This is a genomic window from Paraburkholderia sp. BR10937, from assembly GCF_040965695.1.
Lineage (GTDB): Bacteria > Pseudomonadota > Gammaproteobacteria > Burkholderiales > Burkholderiaceae > Paraburkholderia.
The window spans coordinates 1-20,492 of the sequence record NZ_JBFRCL010000048.1; the positions used below are offsets into that span (position 1 = coordinate 1).

General features: G+C 65.1%; 21 protein-coding genes. 12 read left to right on the forward strand and 9 right to left on the reverse strand.

Translation table 11 applies throughout. The features are described 5' to 3' along the window. Positions 1–617: phosphonate C-P lyase system protein PhnH (phnH, locus tag AB4Y44_RS30900; RefSeq protein WP_368701705.1), on the reverse strand; the 617-nt coding region annotated here is incomplete at its 3' end. Next, complete coding sequence (gene phnG / locus AB4Y44_RS30905) at positions 614–1,123, reverse strand: phosphonate C-P lyase system protein PhnG (RefSeq protein WP_342919027.1); 510 nt, start codon at positions 1,121–1,123, stop codon at positions 614–616. The genes phnG and phnH, both read right to left, overlap by 4 nt. Before the next feature lie 220 nt (positions 1,124–1,343). Between phnG and phnF the strand changes: the two genes are divergently transcribed. The 4 genes from phnF to AB4Y44_RS30925 all read left to right on the forward strand — a co-directional run bounded on the left by phnF (position 1,344) and on the right by AB4Y44_RS30925 (position 4,418). Continuing rightward, entirely contained in the window at positions 1,344–2,099 is a 756-nt protein-coding gene (gene phnF, locus AB4Y44_RS30910; protein ID WP_342919026.1) for a phosphonate metabolism transcriptional regulator PhnF, read from the forward strand. Next, positions 2,096–2,824: a DUF1045 domain-containing protein gene (locus tag AB4Y44_RS30915; RefSeq protein ID WP_342919025.1), complete on the forward strand. Its 729-nt coding sequence runs from the start codon at positions 2,096–2,098 to the stop codon at positions 2,822–2,824. Before phnF ends, AB4Y44_RS30915 begins: the two co-directional genes overlap by 4 nt. After that, positions 2,821–3,372 carry a phosphonate metabolism protein/1,5-bisphosphokinase (PRPP-forming) PhnN gene (phnN, locus tag AB4Y44_RS30920; protein ID WP_069261879.1) on the forward strand — a complete coding sequence of 184 codons (552 nt, stop codon included), beginning with the start codon at positions 2,821–2,823 and terminating at the stop codon, positions 3,370–3,372. The genes AB4Y44_RS30915 and phnN overlap by 4 nt, the downstream gene beginning before the upstream one ends. Before the next feature lie 125 nt (positions 3,373–3,497). Further along, positions 3,498–4,418: a LysR substrate-binding domain-containing protein gene (locus AB4Y44_RS30925; RefSeq protein ID WP_342919024.1), complete on the forward strand. Its 921-nt coding sequence runs from the start codon at positions 3,498–3,500 to the stop codon at positions 4,416–4,418. A 60-nt stretch (positions 4,419–4,478) separates the two neighbouring features. On the opposite strand, the gene AB4Y44_RS30930 is transcribed toward AB4Y44_RS30925, so the two are convergent. After that, complete coding sequence (locus AB4Y44_RS30930) at positions 4,479–5,303, reverse strand: IclR family transcriptional regulator (protein WP_342919023.1); 825 nt, start codon at positions 5,301–5,303, stop codon at positions 4,479–4,481. Between AB4Y44_RS30930 and AB4Y44_RS30935 the strand changes: the two genes are divergently transcribed. The 6 genes from AB4Y44_RS30935 to pcaF all read left to right on the forward strand — a co-directional run bounded on the left by AB4Y44_RS30935 (position 5,302) and on the right by pcaF (position 11,298). Further along, positions 5,302–5,544, forward strand: coding sequence for a hypothetical protein (locus tag AB4Y44_RS30935; protein WP_368701706.1), 243 nt, complete (start codon positions 5,302–5,304; stop codon positions 5,542–5,544). The genes AB4Y44_RS30930 and AB4Y44_RS30935 overlap by 2 nt on opposite strands. Positions 5,545–5,959: 415 nt before the next feature. Then, the gene (gene cyoA, locus AB4Y44_RS30940) at positions 5,960–6,853 is read left to right on the forward strand and encodes a ubiquinol oxidase subunit II (protein WP_342919021.1); all 894 of its coding nucleotides are present in this window, start codon (positions 5,960–5,962) and stop codon (positions 6,851–6,853) included. A gap of 5 nt (positions 6,854–6,858) precedes the next feature. After that, positions 6,859–8,868 carry a cytochrome o ubiquinol oxidase subunit I gene (gene cyoB, locus AB4Y44_RS30945; protein WP_368701707.1) on the forward strand — a complete coding sequence of 670 codons (2,010 nt, stop codon included), beginning with the start codon at positions 6,859–6,861 and terminating at the stop codon, positions 8,866–8,868. Further along, the gene (gene cyoC / locus AB4Y44_RS30950; protein ID WP_342919019.1) at positions 8,868–9,479 is read left to right on the forward strand and encodes a cytochrome o ubiquinol oxidase subunit III; all 612 of its coding nucleotides are present in this window, start codon (positions 8,868–8,870) and stop codon (positions 9,477–9,479) included. Before cyoB ends, cyoC begins: the two co-directional genes overlap by 1 nt. Beyond that, positions 9,480–9,800 (forward strand): cytochrome o ubiquinol oxidase subunit IV, encoded by a 321-nt coding sequence (gene cyoD, locus AB4Y44_RS30955; protein WP_254353663.1) that lies wholly within the window; start codon positions 9,480–9,482, stop codon positions 9,798–9,800. Between the two features lie 295 nt (positions 9,801–10,095). Next, positions 10,096–11,298 (forward strand): 3-oxoadipyl-CoA thiolase, encoded by a 1,203-nt coding sequence (gene pcaF / locus AB4Y44_RS30960; protein WP_368701708.1) that lies wholly within the window; start codon positions 10,096–10,098, stop codon positions 11,296–11,298. A gap of 97 nt (positions 11,299–11,395) precedes the next feature. Here the strand turns inward: pcaF and AB4Y44_RS30965 are convergent, their stop codons facing one another. Next, positions 11,396–11,842, reverse strand: a complete 447-nt coding sequence (locus AB4Y44_RS30965) for a hypothetical protein (RefSeq protein ID WP_342919237.1) — start codon at positions 11,840–11,842, stop codon at positions 11,396–11,398. 392 nt (positions 11,843–12,234) lie between these two features. On the opposite strand from AB4Y44_RS30965, the gene AB4Y44_RS30970 reads away from it, so the two are divergent. Beyond that, complete coding sequence (locus AB4Y44_RS30970) at positions 12,235–12,852, forward strand: hypothetical protein (RefSeq protein WP_368701709.1); 618 nt, start codon at positions 12,235–12,237, stop codon at positions 12,850–12,852. Positions 12,853–12,941: 89 nt separating this feature from the next. On the opposite strand, the gene gabD is transcribed toward AB4Y44_RS30970, so the two are convergent. Next, positions 12,942–14,393 (reverse strand): NADP-dependent succinate-semialdehyde dehydrogenase, encoded by a 1,452-nt coding sequence (gene gabD / locus AB4Y44_RS30975; RefSeq protein ID WP_368701710.1) that lies wholly within the window; start codon positions 14,391–14,393, stop codon positions 12,942–12,944. 115 nt (positions 14,394–14,508) lie between these two features. After that, entirely contained in the window at positions 14,509–15,801 is a 1,293-nt protein-coding gene (gene gabT, locus AB4Y44_RS30980; protein WP_342919015.1) for a 4-aminobutyrate--2-oxoglutarate transaminase, read from the reverse strand. A gap of 127 nt (positions 15,802–15,928) precedes the next feature. Here gabT and AB4Y44_RS30985 point away from each other — a divergent pair, with 127 nt between their 5' ends. After that, entirely contained in the window at positions 15,929–17,566 is a 1,638-nt protein-coding gene (locus AB4Y44_RS30985; protein WP_342919014.1) for a PLP-dependent aminotransferase family protein, read from the forward strand. A gap of 28 nt (positions 17,567–17,594) precedes the next feature. Here the strand turns inward: AB4Y44_RS30985 and AB4Y44_RS30990 are convergent, their stop codons facing one another. From AB4Y44_RS30990 to phnD, 3 genes are all read right to left on the reverse strand, one after another. After that, entirely contained in the window at positions 17,595–18,431 is an 837-nt protein-coding gene (locus tag AB4Y44_RS30990; RefSeq protein WP_342919013.1) for an EamA family transporter, read from the reverse strand. A 156-nt stretch (positions 18,432–18,587) separates the two neighbouring features. Further along, complete coding sequence (phnE, locus tag AB4Y44_RS30995; RefSeq protein WP_342919236.1) at positions 18,588–19,469, reverse strand: phosphonate ABC transporter, permease protein PhnE; 882 nt, start codon at positions 19,467–19,469, stop codon at positions 18,588–18,590. Positions 19,470–19,477: 8 nt separating this feature from the next. Next, positions 19,478–20,464, reverse strand: coding sequence for a phosphonate ABC transporter substrate-binding protein (gene phnD / locus AB4Y44_RS31000; RefSeq protein WP_342919012.1), 987 nt, complete (start codon positions 20,462–20,464; stop codon positions 19,478–19,480). Positions 20,465–20,492: the final 28 nt, after the last annotated feature.

Here is a 20,492-nt window from a genome sequence, read left to right on the forward strand (position 1 = left end):
CGCGGCAGGCCCATCAGGCGGTACCCGCACACGAGAAAGAAGTCGAAGCCGCACGGAAAGTGCGGCGCGAGGGCGGCGCGTTCGCGCCAGAAGCGCTCGGGCAGGCCGACGGGCGCGATGCTGCAGGTCGTTTCGATGCCGGGGCCGCGCAGCGTGAGCGGTGCGCCGCCGGCGAGCGAATCGACACGCACGAACACCGTGGCCGACTGCTCCGGCGACTCGGGCGTGCCGCTTGCAAAGGCGTCGAGTGGCGGCAGGGCCGCGGCGTCGTGCACATAGGCGAACGCGGCTTCGCGCGCTTGCTGTGCAAGCGGCGCACCTGCGTGAAAGCGCAGCGCGGCCGCGAGTGCGGCGTCGGGCTGGGCGAGCCACACCGGCGTGGCGTAGTCTGCGAGTGCGAGCAGCGAGGCGAACGCGGCGAGGCCGGCGCGCGCGGGGGACGCATCCGCCGCCGTGGCCGCCGGCAGCGGCGTTTCGACCACGCCGATCGTGCCGGGGCGCGCGAGCGCGTCGAGCAGCGTGCGGAACACCGTCTGCGTGTCGTGAACCGGATCGCCGAAGCCGGGCGCGAGCGCCGCGAGCAGATCGGGCGTCATGGCATTGCGTTGGTCGCTCATGCGTCACCTCGAACCATCGTGAAGAACTCGACCCGCGTGCTGGCGGCGTCGGCGCGGCGCGCGTCACGCTGTGCGGCGAGCCGCGCGGCAAGCGGCTCGATCAAGCGGGCGTGCAGCTGGTCGTGGCGCGCGGGGAGTTGCAGCAGCGCATCGGCGAGCGCGGCCAGCTCGGCGCGTCGCTTGTCGCGGCCCAGATGGCAGGCCACGCCGACCGGGCCGGACTGGCCGGCATCTCCGCCTTCGGTGTCCGCGGCGCGCAGGCGCAGCGTGGCGCGCGTGACGGTGGCTTCGCCCAGATTGAAGGCGTCGCCGGTGCCGCCAATGCGCCCGCGTACCATGGCCAGTCCGGTTTGTGGCGGACGCAGCCAGTCGAAGGCGGGCTCGGGCGCACCGGCGAGCGCGACGCTGAGCGCCGCTTCAAGCTCGGCGCGCGGGGTATGCGCGAGAACGGCCATCCATGCGCGCCGGCTCGCCGGTGCGGAGGATGGGGTGGAGGAAGCGTTCATCGGAGTTCCTGTGTCGTGAACGGGGGAGAACGGACATGGCAACTGCGCCTTTCGAACAGCCTTGTCTGGACCTCGATTGAACCATCTATTCATCTAAACGTCTAGACGTTTAGTGGTACAGTCGTCCAGTGCGGACGCAATGAAGGTTTTCATATTTCCATCACGCCCTGCGCACTACAATGCACAAAACGCTATTGGAACCGAGAGGAATGACAGCACCATGACATCGAACGACGAGGCGCCGTCCAGCCTGCTTGAGCGCGGCGCGGGTGTAGCGGTGTGGCGGCAGATCGAGCAGATCCTCGCGGCGGAGATCGCCGCGAAGGGCTTCGGCGAAGACGGCCGGCTGCCTAGCGAAGGCGAGCTTGCGCGCCGCTTCGACGTGAACCGCCACACGGTGCGGCGCGCGATGCTGGGTCTCGCGGCGTTGGGGCTCGTGAGCGTGGAGCAGGGGCGCGGCACCTTCGTGCAGCCCGGCGCGATCGACTACACCATCGGCAAGCGCACGCGTTTTACCGAGAACCTGAAGCGCCATCAGCATTCTGCGGCAGGCAAGCTGCTGTCGTCCTCGCGTGGCAAGGCCGACCCCACGGTCGCCAAGGCCCTGGGGCTGCGCGCGGGCGCGCTCGTCTACCGGCTCGAAACGCTGCACGAGTCGGATGGCGTGCCGCTCACTTACGCGCGCAGCTGGTATCCCGCCGCACGCTTCGCCGATCTGCCCGTGGTCATGGAGCGCGTCGACAGCACGTCGAAGGCCCTCGCCGAATTCGGCGTGACCGACTATCTGCGCAAGTGGAGCCGTATCGGCAGCGTGCTGCCCGAGGCCGAGGTGGCGCGGCGCCTGAACATCAACCGGCAGCAGCCGGTGCTGTGGGTGGAAAACGTCGACGTCGATCTCGAAGGCGTGCCAATCAAGTACGGCATCACGCACTTCGCCGCCGACCGCGTGCAGCTGATGGTGGAGCACGACATATGAGCGTGCTGCACGAAGACTGGAACGAAGCCACGCGCTTCGCGCTTTACTATGCGCCGCCGCGCGAGTCGGCGTGGTGGCGGGCGGGCTGTGCGTGGCTTGGCCGCGATCCGGAGACGGGCGACACCCTCCCGCCGCCGCCGTGGCTCGCAGGCCTGGAGCAGCCGCTGGAAACGCTCACGGTCGCGCCACGCCGCTACGGCTGGCACGGCACTCTCGTGCCGCCGTTCCGTCTCGCGTCGGGCGTGACGCCAGCCGCGCTGCTGGCCGCCGCGCAGCAGTGGGCGCAGGGCCAGGCGCGCTTCGAAGCCAGTGTCGAAGCAGCGTTGCTCGGCCGCTTCGTGGCGCTGCGCCCCGCCGACGATGCCGCTGAAACCGCGCTGCGCGAGCTGGCTGCCAACGCACTGCGCGCGCTCGGCTCGCTGCGCGCCCCGCAAACGCCCGCCGAACTCGCGAAGCGCCTCGACGCGCCGCTCACGCAGCGTCAGCGCGCTTATGTCGAAACATGGGGCTATCCGTACGTGTTCGAAGAATTCCGCTTTCACATGACGCTATCCGATTCGCTCAACGACGCGCAAACGTGCGCGCAACTCGTCGATGCCTGGAACATACAGATGCACGATGCCAACCCGCTGCCGGTGGACGGCGCGGCGCTCTTCGTCGAGCCCGGGCCGGGCGTGCCATTCGCGCTGTGGCGCCGCTTGCCGTTCGCGGGTGCCCGCGCATGAAGGGCGGCCTGATCTATGTAATGGGGCCTTCGGGCGCGGGCAAGGACACGCTGCTGCGTTATGCGCGCGAGCGCCTGTCCGGCGAAGACGTCGTCTTCGCGCATCGCTACATCACGCGCGAAGACAGCGGCGGCGAGAACCACATCGCGCTCACCGAGGCCGAATTCGAGGCGCGTTCGCAGCGCGGCCTGTTCGCGTTGCAATGGCGCAGCCACGCGCTGCGCTACGGCGTGGGCGTGGAGATCGACCAATGGATGGCGCTTGGCTGCACCGTCGTGGTGAACGGTTCGCGCGCCTACGCGGGCGAGGCGTTCGAGCGCTACCCGCGCATGACGCTCGTGCACATCGAAGCCGCGCAGCACGTCCTCGCCGCGCGCCTCGCTTCCCGGGCGCGCGAAACGCCCGAGCAGGTCGCGTTGCGTCTCGCGCGGCGTGCGCCGTTCGAGGTGCCGTCGGGCGCCGCGTTCGCGCGCATCGACAACTCGGGGCATCTGGAGGAGGCGGGCGGGGCGTTCGTCAAGCTCGTGCTGCAGGTGGCGGCCGGATAGTCTCGGCGCCGTCCTCGAGCACCGCTTAACAGCCGCTTAAGGGCTCGAACGGGCCGGGGGATTTTTGGTTGGGTACGGTTGCCATGAGAAGATGCAGGCGACCCGAGAACTCAACGAGAATGCCCTTGGACCGTTTCCAGGAGATGCAGATTTTTACGCGCATCGTCGACCGCCGCAGCTTCACGCAGGCGGCCGAGGATCTGAACCTGCCGCGCGCGACGGTCACCAACTCGATCAAGCGTCTCGAAGCGCGTCTCGGCGTGCGCCTGCTCGAACGCACCACCCGCCAGGTCAAGCCGACGCTCGACGGCGACGCCTACTACCAGCGCTGCATGCGCCTGCTCGCCGACCTCGAGGAAACCGAGGAGGCGTTTCGCGACACCGATCCGCAGGGGCGCTTGCGCGTGAACATGCAGGGCACGCTCACGCAGTATTTCGTGATGCCGCGCCTGCCCGACTTTCTCGCACGCTATCCGCGCGTCGAGCTTTTCATTGGCTCGGGCGACCACTTCGTCGATCTCGTGCGCGAGGGTGTGGACTGCGTGCTGCGCGCGGGCGAACTGGCCGACTCCTCGATGATCGCGCGGCGCGTGGCGCTGCTCGAGCAGGTGACCTGCGCGAGCCCCGCGTATCTCGAACGGCATGGCGACCCGGAGTCGATCGAGGCACTCGCCGGCACGCACACGGACAATCCGGGCCGGCCCGGCCATCGTGCCGTGAATTATGTTTCGCCGTCCACGGGCCGAGCCCTCCCGCTCGAATTTACGACCGCTGACGGCATCGCTCGCGTAACGCTGCCGGGTCCGGTGGCCGTCAACGGCGCCGAACTCTATGCGGCCGGCGCGCTGGCGGGGCTCGGCATCGTGCAGGTGCCGCTCTACCGCGTGCGCGAACTGCTCGCCAACGGCGAACTGTGCGTCGTGCTGCCCGCGCATCCGCCGCCGCCCTTGCCGGTCTCGGTGCTGTATCCGCAGAACCGCCAGTTGTCGCTGCGCGTGCGCGCTTTCGCCGACTGGCTCGTACAGGTGTTTGCCGAGGTTGCCTGAAACGGCTCGAGCACGCCGGGGCGGGTTCGCCCGGTCGCGCCCGGTTGCGATCAGTTGCCTTTACGTGCGCCGCGCGACCATGCCGGACACACGCGCCGCGGCTTGCTGAAGCGGATCGAGGAAGGTCTTCACCATCTGCTTCGCCGAGGTGCGCTGCGCGTTGCCGCTGATGTTCATCGCGGCGATCACGCGGCCCTGCCGGTTGCGGATCGGCGCGGAGATCGAGATGAGGCCGCCTTCCAGTTCCTGATCGACGATGGCCCAGCCCTGCTGGCGCACCTGGGCGATGATCTTCTTGAGTTCGCCGACGTCGGTGACCGTGCGCCCCGTATGCGCATAGAGCGGCGAGGAGCCGAGCGTTTCGTCGAGTGCGGCGTCGTCGAGCGAGGCGAGCAGCACGCGCCCCATCGAGGTGCAGTAGGCCGGCAGGCGGCTGCCGATCGAGAGGTTGATCGTCATGATCTTGTGCGTGGGCACGCGCAGCACGTAGACGATCTCGGTGCGGTCGAGTACCGCCGCCGAGCAGCTCTCGTGCACTTCCTGTGACAGCTCTTCCATGACCGGTTCGGCGAGATTCCAGAACGGCATCGACGTGAGGTACGCGAAGCCCAGGTCGAGAATACGCGGGGTGAGGCGAAAGAGCCGTCCCTCGGCTTCGACGTAGCCGAGCGTCTGCAGCGTGAGCAGAATGCGGCGCGCCCCGGCGCGCGTGAGGCCCGTGGCGGCGGCGACGTCGGTGAGGGTCTGCTCGGGATGCTCGGCGTTGAACGCGCGGATCACCGAAAGCCCGCGCGCGAACGACTGCACATAGGAGTCGCCCGGTTTTTCGGGAATCTCCTGCTGGTCGGCGGAGCGGTCTGGCGGGGCACTGGAAGCAGAATTCATGGGCGTGGCGTTCGGTCTTGCTGCTGCGCTTGAAGAACCTATCAAGATAACCCAAGCGATCGGTTTCGCCAACAAGTGGCGAAGGCGGCGAGGGCGGGGCGGCCGCAAACTTTCGCGGCAGGGCGCCTGCGTCGACATCGATAGTGCAGCGTGGCGTGACATGCGTCAAATGCGCACGCCAGATCATGCGACATTCAGTTATTTGATTCTAGTCAATTCATTGTGGCCAAAAAATGATTGACGTGTGAATTGATTATTAAAAAGCCGAATATCGACGGGGCCCGAATTTAGAACGAAATAAGTGATGTCGAAATTCGAATGAATCGGCGCATTTTCTGACCATTCTTCGATTGCGCCGCGCGCGTATCTTCGTGCCCTGTCTTCGCGTGCACGCGCGCTGTCCATCACGCCGAAACCGGCACACAGTAGGTGTCTGCGCGGTGAAAGCTCCTGGAAAGATATTTGCGGCTTTCCGTCGCGCTTGCCTGGGCGAGCTTTGTCCCGCTGGCTAATCCTTAGCAAAGATCAAATTTTGAGATTGGTGCATTCCGTAGAATCGCGCTGAATACGATACGGGTGCATTTTGCGTGGCGAATTTGCGATGCAAATGTGTTGGGTGTTACGCGTTTTGGTGGACAACGGAAGAACAGGCAAACATGAAAGACAGAAAAGCCTTTAAAAGGTGGTTAATCCCCCTCGGCAGCGGGCTGCTCGTTTCTCTTGCGGGGTGCAGCGGCAATTTTGCCGTGCTGGACCCGAAGGGCAGCGTGGGCGCGGCCGAGAAGTCGCTCATCCTCACGGCCACATGGGCCATGCTGCTGGTCGTGGTGCCCGTCATCATCCTGACGCTCCTGTTCGCGTGGCGCTACCGCGCCTCGAACCGCAACGCGACCTACGCGCCGAAGTGGGCCCACTCCACGGCGATCGAAGTGGTGGTCTGGGCCATTCCGGCCGCGATCATCCTGTTCCTCGCCATCCTCACGTGGCGCACTTCGCACGAGCTCGACCCCTACAAGCCGCTGGAGTCGAGCGTGAAGCCCATCAACGTCGAGGTCGTCGCGCTCGACTGGAAGTGGCTCTTCATCTACCCCGACCTCGGCATCGCCTCGGTGAACCAGCTTGCCGTGCCGGTGGGCACGCCGGTCAACTTCCGCATCACGTCGGACTCGGTGATGAACTCGTTCTTCATCCCGCAGCTGGGCACCCAGGTCTACGCCATGGCGGGCATGCAAACGCGTCTGCACCTGATCGCCGACGAAGCGGGCGATTTCGACGGTCTCTCGTCCAACTACAGCGGCAAGGGTTTCTCGGACATGAAGTTCCGCACGCTCGCCACGAGCCAGCAGGACTTCGACGCGTGGGTGCAGAAGGTGAAGACGTCGTCCACCCAGCTTTCGATGGACGAGTACGCAACGGTCGCGAAGCCGCGAGAGAAGGCGCCGGTGCAGTACTTCTCGACCGTCGACCCGAAGCTCTTCAATAACATCATCGCGAAGTACAACAACGGGCACGTCACGATTTTCGACCCGTCCTGCGTGACCAAGGGGTAAGCAGCATGTTCGGAAAACTCACATTAGAGGCGATCCCGTTCGATCAGCCCATCATCATGGGCGCGGCGGCGTTCATGGCGCTGATCGTCGTCGGCGTGCTCGGTCTCGTCACCGTGACCGGCAAGTGGAAGTACATCTGGACCGAGTGGCTCACGAGCGTGGACCACAAACGCATCGGCGTGATGTACATGATCGTGGCGGTGCTCATGCTCGTGCGCGGCTTTGCCGACGCGGTCATGATGCGTATCCAGCAGGCCATGGCGTTCGATTCGCCTGGCTATCTGCCGCCGCATCACTTCGACCAGATCTTCACGGCGCACGGCGTCATCATGATCTTCTTCATGGCGATGGCGCTCATGGTCGGCTTCTTCAACCTCGTCGTGCCGCTGCAGATCGGCGCGCGCGACGTGGCGTTCCCGTTCCTGAACTCGCTCTCGTTCTGGATGACGGCGATCAGCGCGATCCTCGTCAACATTTCGCTCGTGGTCGGCGAGTTCGCGAAAGTGGGCTGGCTCGCGTATCCGCCGCTCTCTGAACTGCAGTTCAGTCCAGACGTGGGGGTGGACTACTACATCTGGGCAGTGCAGCTTTCCGGTGTCGGCACGCTGATCACGGCCGTGAACTTCTTCGTCACGATCGTCAAGATGCGCGCGCCCGGCATGACGCTCATGAAGATGCCCGTGTTCACGTGGACCGCGCTGTGCTCGAACGTGCTCATCATGGCCACGTTCCCGATCCTCACGATCGCGGTGGCGCTGCTCGGCCTCGACCGCTATGTCGGCACGCACTTCTTCACGAACGAGCTGGGCGGCAACGCCATGCTGTATCTGAACCTGATCTGGGCGTGGGGCCACCCCGAGGTGTACATCCTCGTGCTGCCTGCCTTCGGCATCTATTCGGAAGTGATGGCCACGTTCTGCAAGAAGCCGCTGTTCGGCTACAAGACGATGGTCTACGCCTCGTGCGCGATCATGGTGCTGGCGTTCCTCGTGTGGGCGCACCACTTCTTCACGATGGGTGCGGGCGCCGACGTCAACGCGTTCTTCGGTATCGCGACGATGATCATCGCCATTCCCACCGGCGTGAAGATCTTCAACTGGCTGTTCACGATGTATCGCGGCCGTGTGCACTTCACCGCGCCCGTGCTCTGGACCGTCGGCTTCATGGTGACGTTCTCGATCGCCGGCATGACCGGCGTGATGCTCGCGATTCCGGGCGCGGACTTCGTGCTCCACAACTCGCTCTTCCTGGTCGCTCACTTCCACAACGCGATTATCGGCGGCGTGGTGTTCGGCTACCTCGCGGGCCTGCAGTACTGGTTCCCGAAGGTGTTCGGCCTGAAGCCCAGCGAAAAGCTCGGCAAGGCGTCGTTCTGGTGCTGGTTCGTCGGTTTCTACGTGGCCTTCATACCGCTCTACGTGCTCGGCTTCATGGGCGCCACGCGTCGTACCAACCACTACGATGTGCCCGAATGGCATCCGTACTTCGTCGTCGCCGCGATTGGCGCGGCGATCATCGCGGTCGGCGTCGTGTTCCAGGTCCTGCTGTGGGTCATGGCCTTCGTGAACCGCAACAAGGCCGAATGCAAGGACGTGACCGGCGATCCGTGGGACGGCCGCACGCTCGAATGGGCGACGTCGTCGCCGCCGGCGGTCTATAACTTCGCGGTCATTCCGCACGTGGACGACATCGACGCTTTCGCGCACATGAAGGAAGCGGGCCGCGCTCCGGGCCTCGCCGCGAAATACAGCGACATCCACATGCCGTCGAACACGTCGGCCGGCCTCTTCATCGGCGTGTTCAGCCTCGTGCTGGGTTTCGCGGCCGTGTGGCACATCACGTGGCTGGCGGTGCTCGGGTTCATTGGCGTCGTGCTGACGGTGATCCTCAAGAGCTTCGGCAACAACGACGGTTATTACATTCCGGCCGCGAAGGTCCGCGAGATCGAAGAAAGCCGCTTTGGCACCGGCGCCGCCGTGGCCAAGCGCGACCTGGTCGCCGAGGAGGCAGTCTGATGTTACAGAAAACCAATGCGGCAACCCTTGCCGAACTCGATCACCACGATCACCCGCAGTCGCACTCGGTATTCGGCTTCTGGGTCTACCTGATGACCGACTGCCTGCTGTTCGCGGCGCTGTTCGCCACGTTCGGCGTGCTGAGCCAGCAGTTCGCGGGCGGCCCCACGGGCAAGGACCTGTTCGATATTCAGGGCGTGGCGCTCGAAACGGCCGTGCTGCTGCTTTCGAGCATCACGTACGGCTTCGCGATGCTCGGCGCGCACCAGCGCAAGAACGGCGTGGTGCTCGGCTGGCTCGCCATTACCTTCATTCTGGGGGCGTCGTTCCTCGTGCTCGAACTGCGCGAGTTCTCGCACTTGATCGCAGAAGGCGCCGGCCCGCAGCGCAGCGCGTTCCTGTCGTCGTTCTTCACGCTGGTCGCCACGCACGGGCTGCACGTGTTCTTCGGCCTGCTGTGGATGCTCGTGATGATGATCCAGGTGGTGCGCACACGCGAACTGGGCGAGCAGGAAGTCCGCCGCCTCACGTGCCTGAGCCTCTTCTGGCACTTTCTCGACGTCGTGTGGATCTGCGTGTTTACTTTTGTCTATCTCGGGAGCGTGCTCTAAATGGCTCAAACTCATGCAGAGTCGCACGGCAGCCTCGGCAGCTATGTGGCGGGCTTCATTCTTTCGGTGCTGCTTACCGCTGGCGCATTCGGCGTCGTATTGCACGGTACGCTCGATGCCACCACGGCCTTGATCGTGATCGCGGTGCTCGCTTTCGTGCAGGTGGTCGTGCACCTCGTGTTCTTCCTGCATCTGAACACGTCGCCGGGGCAGGGCTGGAACGTGCTGTCGCTCGCGTACACGGTACTGGCCGCCGCGTTCCTGATCTTCGGCACCATCTGGGTCATGCACAACGTCGGCGCGCTCATGATGTCGCGTTAAGCGTTCGCCTCACTGGCTGGCGCCTCGCGCCCGCCTGAACTCGCGAAGCCGCACGGGTACCTGTCCCGTGCGGCTTTTTCGCTTTTTGGCGCCAGGTCCGCGTGCTTGACACCCGTCCCAGGACACGCCTATTATGGCCGTCAAATTGTTCGATTATCGATCATTGGTTCGACAGTCGAACAAATCGCACGAGGACGTGCGCGTTCGAGCTCCCATTTTCGCCCGCGCAGTCCGTCAATCTCAATCATCTTTGCATGGGATCGCATCAAGTGCCTGCGATCGAAAGGAGACTCACATGACGGAAGCATTCATCTGCGACGCGGTTCGCACGCCTATCGGCCGCTACGCGGGCGCCCTGGCCCAGGTTCGCGCCGACGACCTCGGCGCCGTGCCGCTCAAGGCGCTGATGGAGCGCAACAAGGAGGTGGACTGGACGGCGATCGACGACGTCATCTACGGCTGCGCGAACCAGGCGGGCGAGGACAACCGTAACGTCGCGCGCATGTCGTCGCTGCTGGCGGGCTTGCCGCAAGCCGTGCCGGGCTCGACGGTGAACCGCCTGTGCGGCTCCGGCATGGACGCCGTGGGCATTGCCGCGCGCGCGCTCAAGTCGGGCGAAACCGGGTTGATGATTGCGGGCGGCGTGGAAAGCATGAGCCGCGCGCCGTTCGTCATGGGCAAGTCGGCGAGCGCCTTTGCACGCGACGCAGCGATATACGACACGACGATTGGCTGGCGCTTCGTCAATCCGCTGATGAAGCAGCAGTACGGTGTGGACTCGATGCCGGAAACGGGCGAAAACGTCGCCGTCGACTACAACGTGAGCCGCGCCGATCAGGATGCGTTCGCGGTTCGCAGCCAGCAGAAGGCGGCTCGCGCACAGGCGGATGGCACGCTTGCGCAGGAGATCGTCGCAGTGACGATTGCGCAGAAGAAGGGCGATCCGATTGTTTTCTCGCGCGACGAGCATCCGCGTGAGACGAGCCTCGAGGCGCTGGCCAAGCTCAAGGGCGTCGTGCGCCCGGATGGCTCGGTGACGGCTGGCAACGCTTCGGGCGTGAATGACGGCGCTTGCGCGCTGCTCCTCGCCAACGAGGAAAACGCGAAGCGCTTCGGGCTCGTGCCGCGTGCGCGCGTGCTCGGCATCGCGACGGCTGGCGTCGCGCCGCGGGTGATGGGTATCGGCCCCGCCCCGGCTACGCAGAAGCTCCTCGCGCGTCTGAACATGACCATCGACCAGTTCGATGTTATCGAGTTGAACGAAGCGTTTGCTTCGCAAGGGCTCGCCGTGCTGCGCATGCTCGGCGTTGGCGATGATGATCCTCGCGTCAACCCGAACGGCGGCGCGATTGCGCTTGGGCATCCGCTCGGCATGAGCGGCGCGCGGCTCGTGACGACCGCCACGTATCAGCTGCATCGCACGCAAGGGCGCTTTGCGCTTTGCACGATGTGTATTGGCGTGGGGCAGGGGATTGCGATCGCTATCGAGCGTGTCTGATATCTGGTCGCCCTGAATTGGAAAAGCCGCGGATCGATTTGATTCGCGGCTTTTTTGTTTTGCTGCGCGCCCTCGTCTTCCCTTGTGGCGCTCTCGTTCAGGTTGGGTCGCCTGCGTGCGGTTGCGACGGCAATGCCGAACGGTCTGCCGCCCGCGCAAGGCCCTTGTCGCGATCGGCCGAGATGTGGCTGTTCGTTTCGCTCGAGCCCCGCTCGCTCATATGGCTCGCCGACCTGCCGTCCGCATGCAAACTGTGGCCGCGTGCGTGATGCCCCGCCCGGTCGCCCGCTCGGGCCAGCCCCTTGTCACGGTCCGCCGAAACGTGGCTGTTCGTGTTGCTGAATCCCACATGGCTCATATGGCCCAGCGACCTCCCGTCCATATGGCCAACGTCCGAGTGTCCAACGCCGACGCCCGCACCCAGCGCGGCGCCATTGCCATTTCCGCCGCCGTTGCCGCCGCCGCTACCGCCACCATTGCCGCCGCCATGCGCGTAGGCCGTAACTGATGCGCAAGCCAGCAGGCAGGCCGCTGTTGCAATGATTGTTCGTACTTTTCTCACTATCGTCTCCCCAGGACTTTCGACGCGTCGATTGTATGAGCAGCGTCGATCGCCGGGTGTGCCCCATGTGTAATCGTCTGTAAGTACTGTATCGAGTCTGTCCCTGCAGATGCAGTTGGCAACGCCACGCAAGGAACAAGCATTTCGCGCCTGACAACAATTGCGCGATCCGTTTCATCACACAATCGCACAAGAATTTGAGCCTCAGCAAACCCCTCGGCAATCAGCCGTATTTGTTGGCGGTAACTTGACCCGTTTCCGGCCAGGTAGCGTCCGCGTTTTAAAAGCCGCGCGTAGAATCGGCCGCACTTCGGCGCCACACGCCGATGCAAATACGGCAATCAGTTCAAACCCGTTTGACGAGGAGAATGTGAATGACGAAAGCAGCGATTCTGGCGGCGGCATGGGTGGTAGGCGTTGGCCTTTCGCAGGGGGCGTTTGCGCAAAACGACGCGCCTGCTTCGGCGCCGCAGGGACAAACCGCGCTCACCAGCGCGGCGCAGGAAGTGATTGCCAACGCAGAGCCGGTGCATATCCACGCGAAGATCGTCGGCATCGATCGCGCTGCGCGCGTCGTCACGCTGCGGGGGCCGCGCGGCAATGATGTCGATATTGCGCTCAGTCCGCAGGTCAGCAACTTCGACCAACTCAACGTGGGCGACAACGTCGACGTGCTCTACAAGAACGCGCTCCTCATGACGGCCGAAAAGGTAACGGGCAAGGACAAGGGTATTCGCAAGCGTGTGGATACCAATGTCTATCTGCCCGCGTCGTCGGGCTACGACGCCGCGCGCCAGGTCGAAGTCCAGGCCACGGTGCAGCACATCAACGCGAAGAAGCGCGAAGTGACGCTGCGCGGCGCGTATCAGACCGTCACGCTGCAAGCCACGCCCGATATCGACCTCAAGACCTTGAAGGTCGGCGACACGGTCCACGCCGTGTTCGTTTCCGCTTATGCGACCCAGGTGACGCCGGTCGCCGCTACGCAGTAAGCACGTAAAAAAGCCGGCGCATGGCGGCGCCGGCTCCTTGTTACGATCCGAACGGGCGCCTCAGAAGGCGCCCGCTTTGCGTCTGGTTGTTACATGCCTGCCATGCACATGTACTTGATCACCACGTAGTCGTCCACGCCGTAGTGCGAGCCTTCGCGGCCCAGGCCAGACTGCTTCACGCCGCCAAACGGCGCGACTTCGTTCGAGATCAGGCCGGTGTTGATGCCCACCATGCCGTATTCGAGCGCTTCGGCCACGCGCCACACGCGGCCGATGTCGCGGCTGTAGAAGTAAGCGGCGAGGCCGAACTCGGTATCGTTCGCCATCCTGATCACTTCTTCATCGGACGAGAAGCGGAACAGCGGCGCGAGCGGCCCGAAGGTTTCGTCGCGCGCCACCTTCATCGCGGGCGTGACGCCGGTGAGGATGGTCGGCTCGAAAAAGCCGTGGCCGAGCGCGTGGCGCTTGCCGCCCGTGGTCACCTGAGCGCCTTTGGCGAGCGCATCTTCGATATGCGATTCCACCTTCAGCACGGCCGCTTCGTTGATGAGCGGGCCTTGCGTCACGCCGGCCTCCGTGCCGAGGCCGACCTTGAGCTCTTCCACCGCGTCGCGCAGTTTGCCCGCGAACGCGTCGTACACGGCGTCGTGCACGTAGAAGCGGTTCGTGCACACGCAGGTCTGGCCGCTGTTGCGATACTTCGAGGCGATGGCGCCGGCGACGGCCGCATCGAGATCGGCGTCTTCGAACACGATGAATGGCGCGTTGCCGCCCAGTTCCAGCGAGACCTTCTTGACCGTCGAGGCGCACTGGCTCATGAGCAGGCGGCCCACCGGCGTCGAGCCCGTGAACGAGAGCTTGCGCACCGTGGGGTTGCTCGTGAGCTCGCCGCCAATCGCCTTCGGGTCGCCCGTCACGACGCTGAACACACCGCGCGGCACGCCCGCGCGCTCGGCCAGCACGGCCAGCGCGAGCGCCGAGAACGGCGTGGCTTCGGCGGGCTTGAGCACGATCGGGCAGCCTGCGGCGAGCGCGGGGCCGACCTTGCGCGTGATCATCGCGGCGGGGAAATTCCACGGCGTGATCGCAGCGCACACGCCCACGGGTTCCTTGGTCACGACGATGCGCTTGTCGTTGGCGGGCGTGGGGATCGTGTCGCCGTAAATACGCTTGCCTTCCTCAGCGAACCATTCGAGGAACGAGGCGGCGTAGCCGATCTCCCCCTTCGCCTCGGCGAGCGGCTTGCCTTGTTCGGTGGTGAGGATGAGCGCCAGGTCGTCGGCGTTTTCCATCATCAGGTCGTGCCACTTGCGCAGGATGCTGCTCCGCTCCTTCGCGGTCTTCGCGCGCCAGGCGGGCCATGCGGCATTCGCGGCGGAAATCGCGCGGCGCGTTTCGGCGGCGCCCATGCGCGGCACCGTGCCGATCACCACGCCGGTGGCGGGGTTCTTCACTTCGAACGTGGCTCCGTCTTCGGCGCCTTGCCATTCGCCGTTGATAAAGGCGCTGGTTTGCAGCAGCGATGCGTCTTTCAGGTTCATGCTTGCACTCCGGACTGACTTCGATTCATTTAGAACGACGAACGGCACAGCGGCAAGCGCCGGTGTGCCGTTGCGCGGCTGGCCCGCTGATCGTGGGCCAGCATGTGGTGGAGGCTTACGCCGGCACGCCCACGGCTTCCTTGACCGACTCTTCGAGGATCGCGAGCGCTTCGTCGAACACGGCGTCCTGGATCGTCAGCGGGAACAGGAAGCGCACGACGTTCGAGTACACGCCGCACACGAGCAGCAGCAGACCGCGGTTCAGGGCTGCCGTTTGCACGCGCTTCGTGAAGTCGGCGTCGGCTTCGCTCGTGCCCGGCTTGCAGAACTCAACGGCGTTCATCGCGCCGGGGCCGCGCACGTCGGCGATTTGCGGCACGTCGGCCTTCATCGCGTTGAGCCTGGCCTTGAGCTTGTCGCCGAGTTTCGTCGCGCGCTCGCAGAGCTTTTCTTCTTCGATGATCTCGATCACCGCGTGCGCCGACGCCACGGCCAGCGGGTTGCCCGCATACGTGCCGCCGAGACCGCCGGGCGCCGCCGCGTCCATGACTTCCGCGCGGCCCACCACGCCCGAGAGGGGCATGCCGCCTGCCAGGCTCTTGGCGATCGTCATGAGGTCAGGCGTGACGTCGTAGTGTTCCATCGCGAACAGCTTGCCTGTGCGCGCGAAGCCCGTTTGCACTTCGTCGGCGATCAGCAGGATGCCGTGCGTGTCGCAGATCTTGCGCAGGCCGCGCACGAAGTCGGCCGGTGCCTGGTAGAAGCCGCCTTCGCCCTGCACCGGTTCGAAGATGATCGCGGCGACGCGCTTCGGATCGATGTCGGCCTTGAACAGCATCTCGATGTGCTTGAGCGAGTCGGCCGTGCTGATGCCGTGGACCGAGTTCGGGTACGGGGCGTGGTACACGTCGGCCGGGAACGGGCCGAACGCGAGTTTGTACGGGGCGACCTTGCCCGTGAGCGCCATGCCCATCAGCGTACGGCCGTGGAAGCCGCCCGCGAAGGCGATCACGCCCGGACGGCCCGTGTGGGCGCGAGCGATCTTGACGGCGTTTTCGACGGCTTCGGCGCCCGTCGTGAAGAAGGCGGCCTTCTTGGCGAAGCTGCCCGGCGTGCGCTGGGCGACCTTTTCGGCCAGCGAGACGTACGACTCGTACGGCACGATCTGGTAGGCCGTGTGCGTGAACTGGTCGAGCTGCGCCTTGATGGCGGCGACGATCTTCGGATGGCGGTGGCCCGTGTTACACACGGCGATACCGGCGGCGAAGTCGATGAAGCGGCGGCCTTCCACGTCCCACAGCTCCGCGTTTTCAGCGCGCTCCGCGTAGAAGTCGCACATCACGCCCACGCCGCGCGGGGTAATGGCGTTCTTGCGGCTTTGCAGATCGGCGTTCTTGCTCACGTTCATCTCCTGTGGAATCGGTGTCAGTTCTGAAGTTGGTTGACGGACCGGCAAGCAGTCCATGTCGCGACTATACTCACGTTTGGCTCTAAATTTCAGAGCCATTCAGTGCAATCTTTAGGAGCCAATTTCGATGCGTGCGAGTGTTCTGTCCGATTGGCTGGCCGAACGGCTCGACCGCGGCAGCGCCCAGCCGGTGTACCGGCAACTGCACAAGCTGCTGCAGCAGGCGATCCTGTCGCGCGAGCTGCCGGCCGGGGCGCGGGTGCCGTCGTCGCGGCTGCTTGCGGCCGAACTGGGGATTGCACGCAATACCGTGACACAGGTCTACGAACAATTGGTGCTCGAAGGCTATGTCACGTCGGCGACGGGGCGCGGCACCTTCGTGGCGGACACGTCGCCCGACGAGATCGTCGGCGCGACGGAAATTGGCTCTATGCAAACGCGGGGAAATGGAGGCACTTCAGGGGCCGCGCTATCTACGGGGAAAGCCGCAACTAACAACCTGAGCGCGCAGGGCCCGGAACCGCTTGCCGCCGTGGCACCCGGCGCCGCGTCGACAAGCGGGCTGGAAGCCGCCACGCAGGCGCAGCGCCCCACAGCGCGCGCACTTTCGGCACGCGGCACGCGCCTGATTACCGGCGCGGGCGTATCGAAGCGCCAGGGCGGCGCGTTCATGCCCGGCGTGCCCGACGTCTCCCGCTTCCCGGCGCGCGTGTGGACGCGTCTGCACAACAAGTACTGGCGCAGCCTGCGCCCGGACCTGCTGACCTACGCACCCGGCGGCGGCCTCGCGCTGCTGCGCCACGTACTGACCGACTATTTGCGCACCTCGCGCTCGGTGCGCTGCTCGCCGGAGCAGATCATCATCACGACAGGCATTCATCAGTCCATCGACCTGGCGGTGCGTCTGCTCTCCGACCCCGGCGACACCATCTGGACCGAAGACCCGTGCTACTGGGGCGTACGCAGCGTGCTGCATGTTTCGGGCCTCAACACGCGGCCGATCGCCGTGGACAGCGAAGGGCTCAATCCGTCGGCCGGCGACTTCGCCGCGCCGCCGCCGCGGCTCATGCTCGTCACACCTTCGCACCAGTACCCGCTCGGCATGGTGATGAGCCTCGCGCGCCGGCGCATGTTGCTCGAGTACGCGCGCCAGCATCAGTGCTGGATCATCGAGGACGACTACGATAGCGAGTTCCGTTACGGCAGCCGCCCGCTCGCGTCACTGCAGGGGCTCGATACGGCAGGGCAGGTGATCTACGTGGGCAGCTTCGGCAAGACGCTGTTTCCGGGCTTGCGTGTGGGTTATCTCGTGGCGCCCGAAGCACTGGCGGAAAGCTTCGCGACCGCGAGCGCCGAGCTGTACCGCGAGGGGCAATTGCTGCAGCAGGCCGTGCTCGCGGAGTTCATCGCCGAAGGGCATTTCACCTCGCATATCCGCAAGATGCGCGCGCTTTACGGCCAGCGCCGCCAGGTGCTGCTGGACGCCGTTGCGCGCCGCTACGGCGACGCGTTGCCGGCGATGGGCGGCGACGCGGGCCTGCACGTCGTGATGCAGCTGCCCGAAGGCAGCGACGACCGCGCCGTGGCCGAAGCCGCGCTCGCGCGCAATATCGTGGTGCGGCCGCTTTCGGGGTATTACTCGTCGCGCGAGCGCGCGAACCCGGGCTTGCTGATCGGCTACGCCTGCGTGCCCGACGAGGAGATCGCGCCGGCGTTCGAAACGCTTGCCGAGGCGATCGATACGACGTTGCCGGCATTCGTGTGAGCGAAGCCGTCGCGACGGCGCAGGCCGCTCACAGCCGGATCAGCACCGCCCCGCAAGTCACGAGCGCGCACGCCACCATGCGGCGCGCCGTGAGCTTCTCGTTCATGACGAGCCAGCCGATCAGCACGGCGAAGATCGACGAGAGTTCGCGCAGCGCGGAAACCATCGCGATCGGCAAATAGCGGAACGCCTCGATCACGAGGCAATACGCCGTGAGCGCGAGCACGCCTGCGAGCATGCCGCGCGCGACCGCGGACTTCGACGTGAACATCCGCGTCGCGCCGCCGCGCAGTTTGCAGACCACGAGAAACTGCGGGACGTTCCAGAGCAGATACACCCACATGATGTAGCTGATGCCGTTGCCGGCAAGGCGCGCGCCGAGGCCGTCGACGACCGAATACATCGCGATGAAAAGGCCCGTGAGCAGCGCGTATGGCACGCTCTCGCCCGAAAAGCGCATGCCGCGCCGGAAGGCGAGCGACATGATGCCGAGCGATACGAGCGCGACGCCGGTGGCCGCGAGCGCATGGAGGTCTTCGTGCGCGAACACGAGCGCGCCGCCGAACACGAGCAGCGGCGAAAGCCCGCGCGCGATGGGGTAGATCTGCCCGAAATCGCCGCTGCGATAGGCGCGGATCAGCGTGAAGCAGTACACGAACTCCAGCACCACCGAGGCGGCGATATACGGCCAGCTCGCCGGCGCGGGCAGTGGCAGGACGCACACGGCGATCGCGCTCACGACGATGTACGGCACCGAGAACATGCCGAGCAGCCAGAGGCGGTCGCCCGAAAGATGGAGGAAGGCGTTCCAGCTCGCGTGCATGAGTGCCGAGAGCAGGACCAGCAGAACGACGAAACTGGCCATCGGGATTGCGAATCGAATGGTGTGTTGGAGACGCGGGCCGTTGCGGCCGCAATCGTGTGATTATTCCAGCGAACGCGTGTGGCCGCCAGAAATAGGGAAAAGCCGCGCGAGCCGTGGTTGTGTTTCTATTCGGCTCGCGCGGCTTTGGGGAACGCGTCAGATCACGCGCGCGCGCAGTCTTGCGGAGATGAGATCGATGGCCGTGACGACGACGATCACCATGATGAGCACGGCGCTGGTCTGCTGATAATCGAACGAGCGGATTTCCTCATACAGCACGACGCCGATGCCGCCAGCGCCCACCATGCCCACCACCATCGCCGAGCGCACATTCGACTCGAACCGGTAGAGCGCATACGAGATCCACAGCGGCATGACCTGGGGCAGCACGCCGTAGATGATCTCGTCGAGCGGCGAGGCGCCCGTCGCGCGCACGCCTTCCACGGGGCGCGGGTCGATGGCTTCGACCGCTTCGGCAAAGAGCTTTGCCAGCACGCCCGTGGTATGCACCCACAAGGCGAGCACGCCGGCGAACGGCCCGAGGCCCACGGCCACGATGAAGAGCATCGCGAACACCATCTCGTTGATGGCGCGGCACGCGTCCATCAAACGACGCACGGGATGCAGCACCCACGCGGGCGCGAGATTGTGCGCCGACATGAGCCCGAACGGTACCGCGCAGACGATGGCGAGAGCCGTGCCCCACAGCGCCACCGCGAGCGTGACCCACATTTCGTGGGCATACGTGCGCCATTCCGAGAAGTTCGGCGGGAAGAAGCCGCGCGCGAACGTGCCCATGTTCGCAGAGTCGGTGAACAGGTCGAGCGGGCGCATGTCGGCGCCTTGCCACGCCACGCCGAGCAGCACGAACACGATGGCCCAGAGCGCGAGCGAGGACCAGCTGCGTTTGCCTGCCAGGCCGCTCGCCACAAGGGCGGCCGCTTGCGGCGCGGCGGCGACGTTGGACGCCGCCGCCGGCCCGGCAGCGGGCCTTGCGGCTTCTGACTGCGGCACGGCGCGTGAGCTGTCGAAATCCATTGCGCCCATTACTGCTTCGCAGGTGCGGCGAGCGCGCCGATCTTTGCGTCGATGGCCGCGATCTGGCTCTTGCGGTCGTCGTCGGAGAGATGCGTGTCGGCGGCGATCTTCTCTTTCTGCTGGAACAGCGCAACCTGGCGGATCGGCAGGAGCTGCTCATCGGTGGCGGGCGCGAAGCCTGCATAGCCGGTGATATCGGCCATGATCTTCTTCTCGCGCGGATCGGTCTTGGCGTAGTGGTAGAAGAAGTCGCGCAGCTTCTGCTTGGTGGCCTCAGGCAGATCCTTGCGATACACGAGCGGATCGGACGGAATCAGCGGCGAGGTCCACAGCACGCGCACCTGGGCAAAGCGGTCCGGGTGTTTTTGCTGGAGCGTGGAAAGCTCGATGGTGTTGTTGGTGGCGATATCCACCTTGTTGTTCACTACGGCAAGCAGGTTCGCTTCGTGGCTCGACGGCAGCACGGTCTTGAAGTTCGTCGCGTTCACCGAAATGCCGCGCTTCGCGAAGAGGTAATAGCCCGGAATCAGCGTGCCCGAGGTCGAATTGGGGTCGCCCCAGCCGAGCGTGAGATCCTTAGTATTCTTGAACACATCGTCGATCGACTTCACGCGGCTGTTCACGTTGGTGATGAGCACCGACTTGTAACCCGCGTCGCCGTTCGCGTAAAGCACCTTCGCGAAGATTTCGCCATTCGAGCGGTCCACGGCTTCCATGGCAGAAGCGTTGCCGAAGTAGCCGATCTGCACCTTGTTGAAGCGCATGGCTTCGATGATGCCCGAGTAGTCGGTGGCGAAGAACGCATTCACGTGCAGGCCGGTCTGCTTGTTCAGGTCGTCGATGAACGGTTGCCAGCGTTGCTTGAGCACTGCCGACGAGTCGGTCGAGATGATGCCGAAGCTGAGGTCTTCCGCGTGAGCGGCCGCGCTGCCGAGCGAGGCAAACGCGACGGCGCCGGCGGCGCACCAGGAGAGCATGGAGCGGAACAGTTTCATTGGGGCGGTCCGTGGTGAGGTGAAAGGT

Coding starts and splice junctions, on each gene's coding strand:
- AB4Y44_RS30990 (WP_342919013.1), bottom strand. CDS start 18,431: ATGGCCAGTTTCGTCGTTCTGCTGGTCCTGCTCTCGGCACTCATGCAC.
- gabT (WP_342919015.1), bottom strand. CDS start 15,801: ATGAACGTGAGCAAGAACGCCGATCTGCAAAGCCGCAAGAACGCCATT.
- AB4Y44_RS30985 (WP_342919014.1), top strand. CDS start 15,929: ATGCGTGCGAGTGTTCTGTCCGATTGGCTGGCCGAACGGCTCGACCGC.
- AB4Y44_RS30935 (WP_368701706.1), top strand. CDS start 5,302: ATGGGCGTGGCGTTCGGTCTTGCTGCTGCGCTTGAAGAACCTATCAAG.
- AB4Y44_RS30930 (WP_342919023.1), bottom strand. CDS start 5,303: ATGAATTCTGCTTCCAGTGCCCCGCCAGACCGCTCCGCCGACCAGCAG.
- AB4Y44_RS30915 (WP_342919025.1), top strand. CDS start 2,096: ATGAGCGTGCTGCACGAAGACTGGAACGAAGCCACGCGCTTCGCGCTT.
- cyoD (WP_254353663.1), top strand. CDS start 9,480: ATGGCTCAAACTCATGCAGAGTCGCACGGCAGCCTCGGCAGCTATGTG.
- cyoA (WP_342919021.1), top strand. CDS start 5,960: ATGAAAGACAGAAAAGCCTTTAAAAGGTGGTTAATCCCCCTCGGCAGC.
- cyoB (WP_368701707.1), top strand. CDS start 6,859: ATGTTCGGAAAACTCACATTAGAGGCGATCCCGTTCGATCAGCCCATC.
- gabD (WP_368701710.1), bottom strand. CDS start 14,393: ATGAACCTGAAAGACGCATCGCTGCTGCAAACCAGCGCCTTTATCAAC.
- phnG (WP_342919027.1), bottom strand. CDS start 1,123: ATGAACGCTTCCTCCACCCCATCCTCCGCACCGGCGAGCCGGCGCGCA.
- phnN (WP_069261879.1), top strand. CDS start 2,821: ATGAAGGGCGGCCTGATCTATGTAATGGGGCCTTCGGGCGCGGGCAAG.
- cyoC (WP_342919019.1), top strand. CDS start 8,868: ATGTTACAGAAAACCAATGCGGCAACCCTTGCCGAACTCGATCACCAC.
- phnF (WP_342919026.1), top strand. CDS start 1,344: ATGACATCGAACGACGAGGCGCCGTCCAGCCTGCTTGAGCGCGGCGCG.
- phnD (WP_342919012.1), bottom strand. CDS start 20,464: ATGAAACTGTTCCGCTCCATGCTCTCCTGGTGCGCCGCCGGCGCCGTC.
- AB4Y44_RS30970 (WP_368701709.1), top strand. CDS start 12,235: ATGACGAAAGCAGCGATTCTGGCGGCGGCATGGGTGGTAGGCGTTGGC.
- phnE (WP_342919236.1), bottom strand. CDS start 19,469: ATGGATTTCGACAGCTCACGCGCCGTGCCGCAGTCAGAAGCCGCAAGG.
- pcaF (WP_368701708.1), top strand. CDS start 10,096: ATGACGGAAGCATTCATCTGCGACGCGGTTCGCACGCCTATCGGCCGC.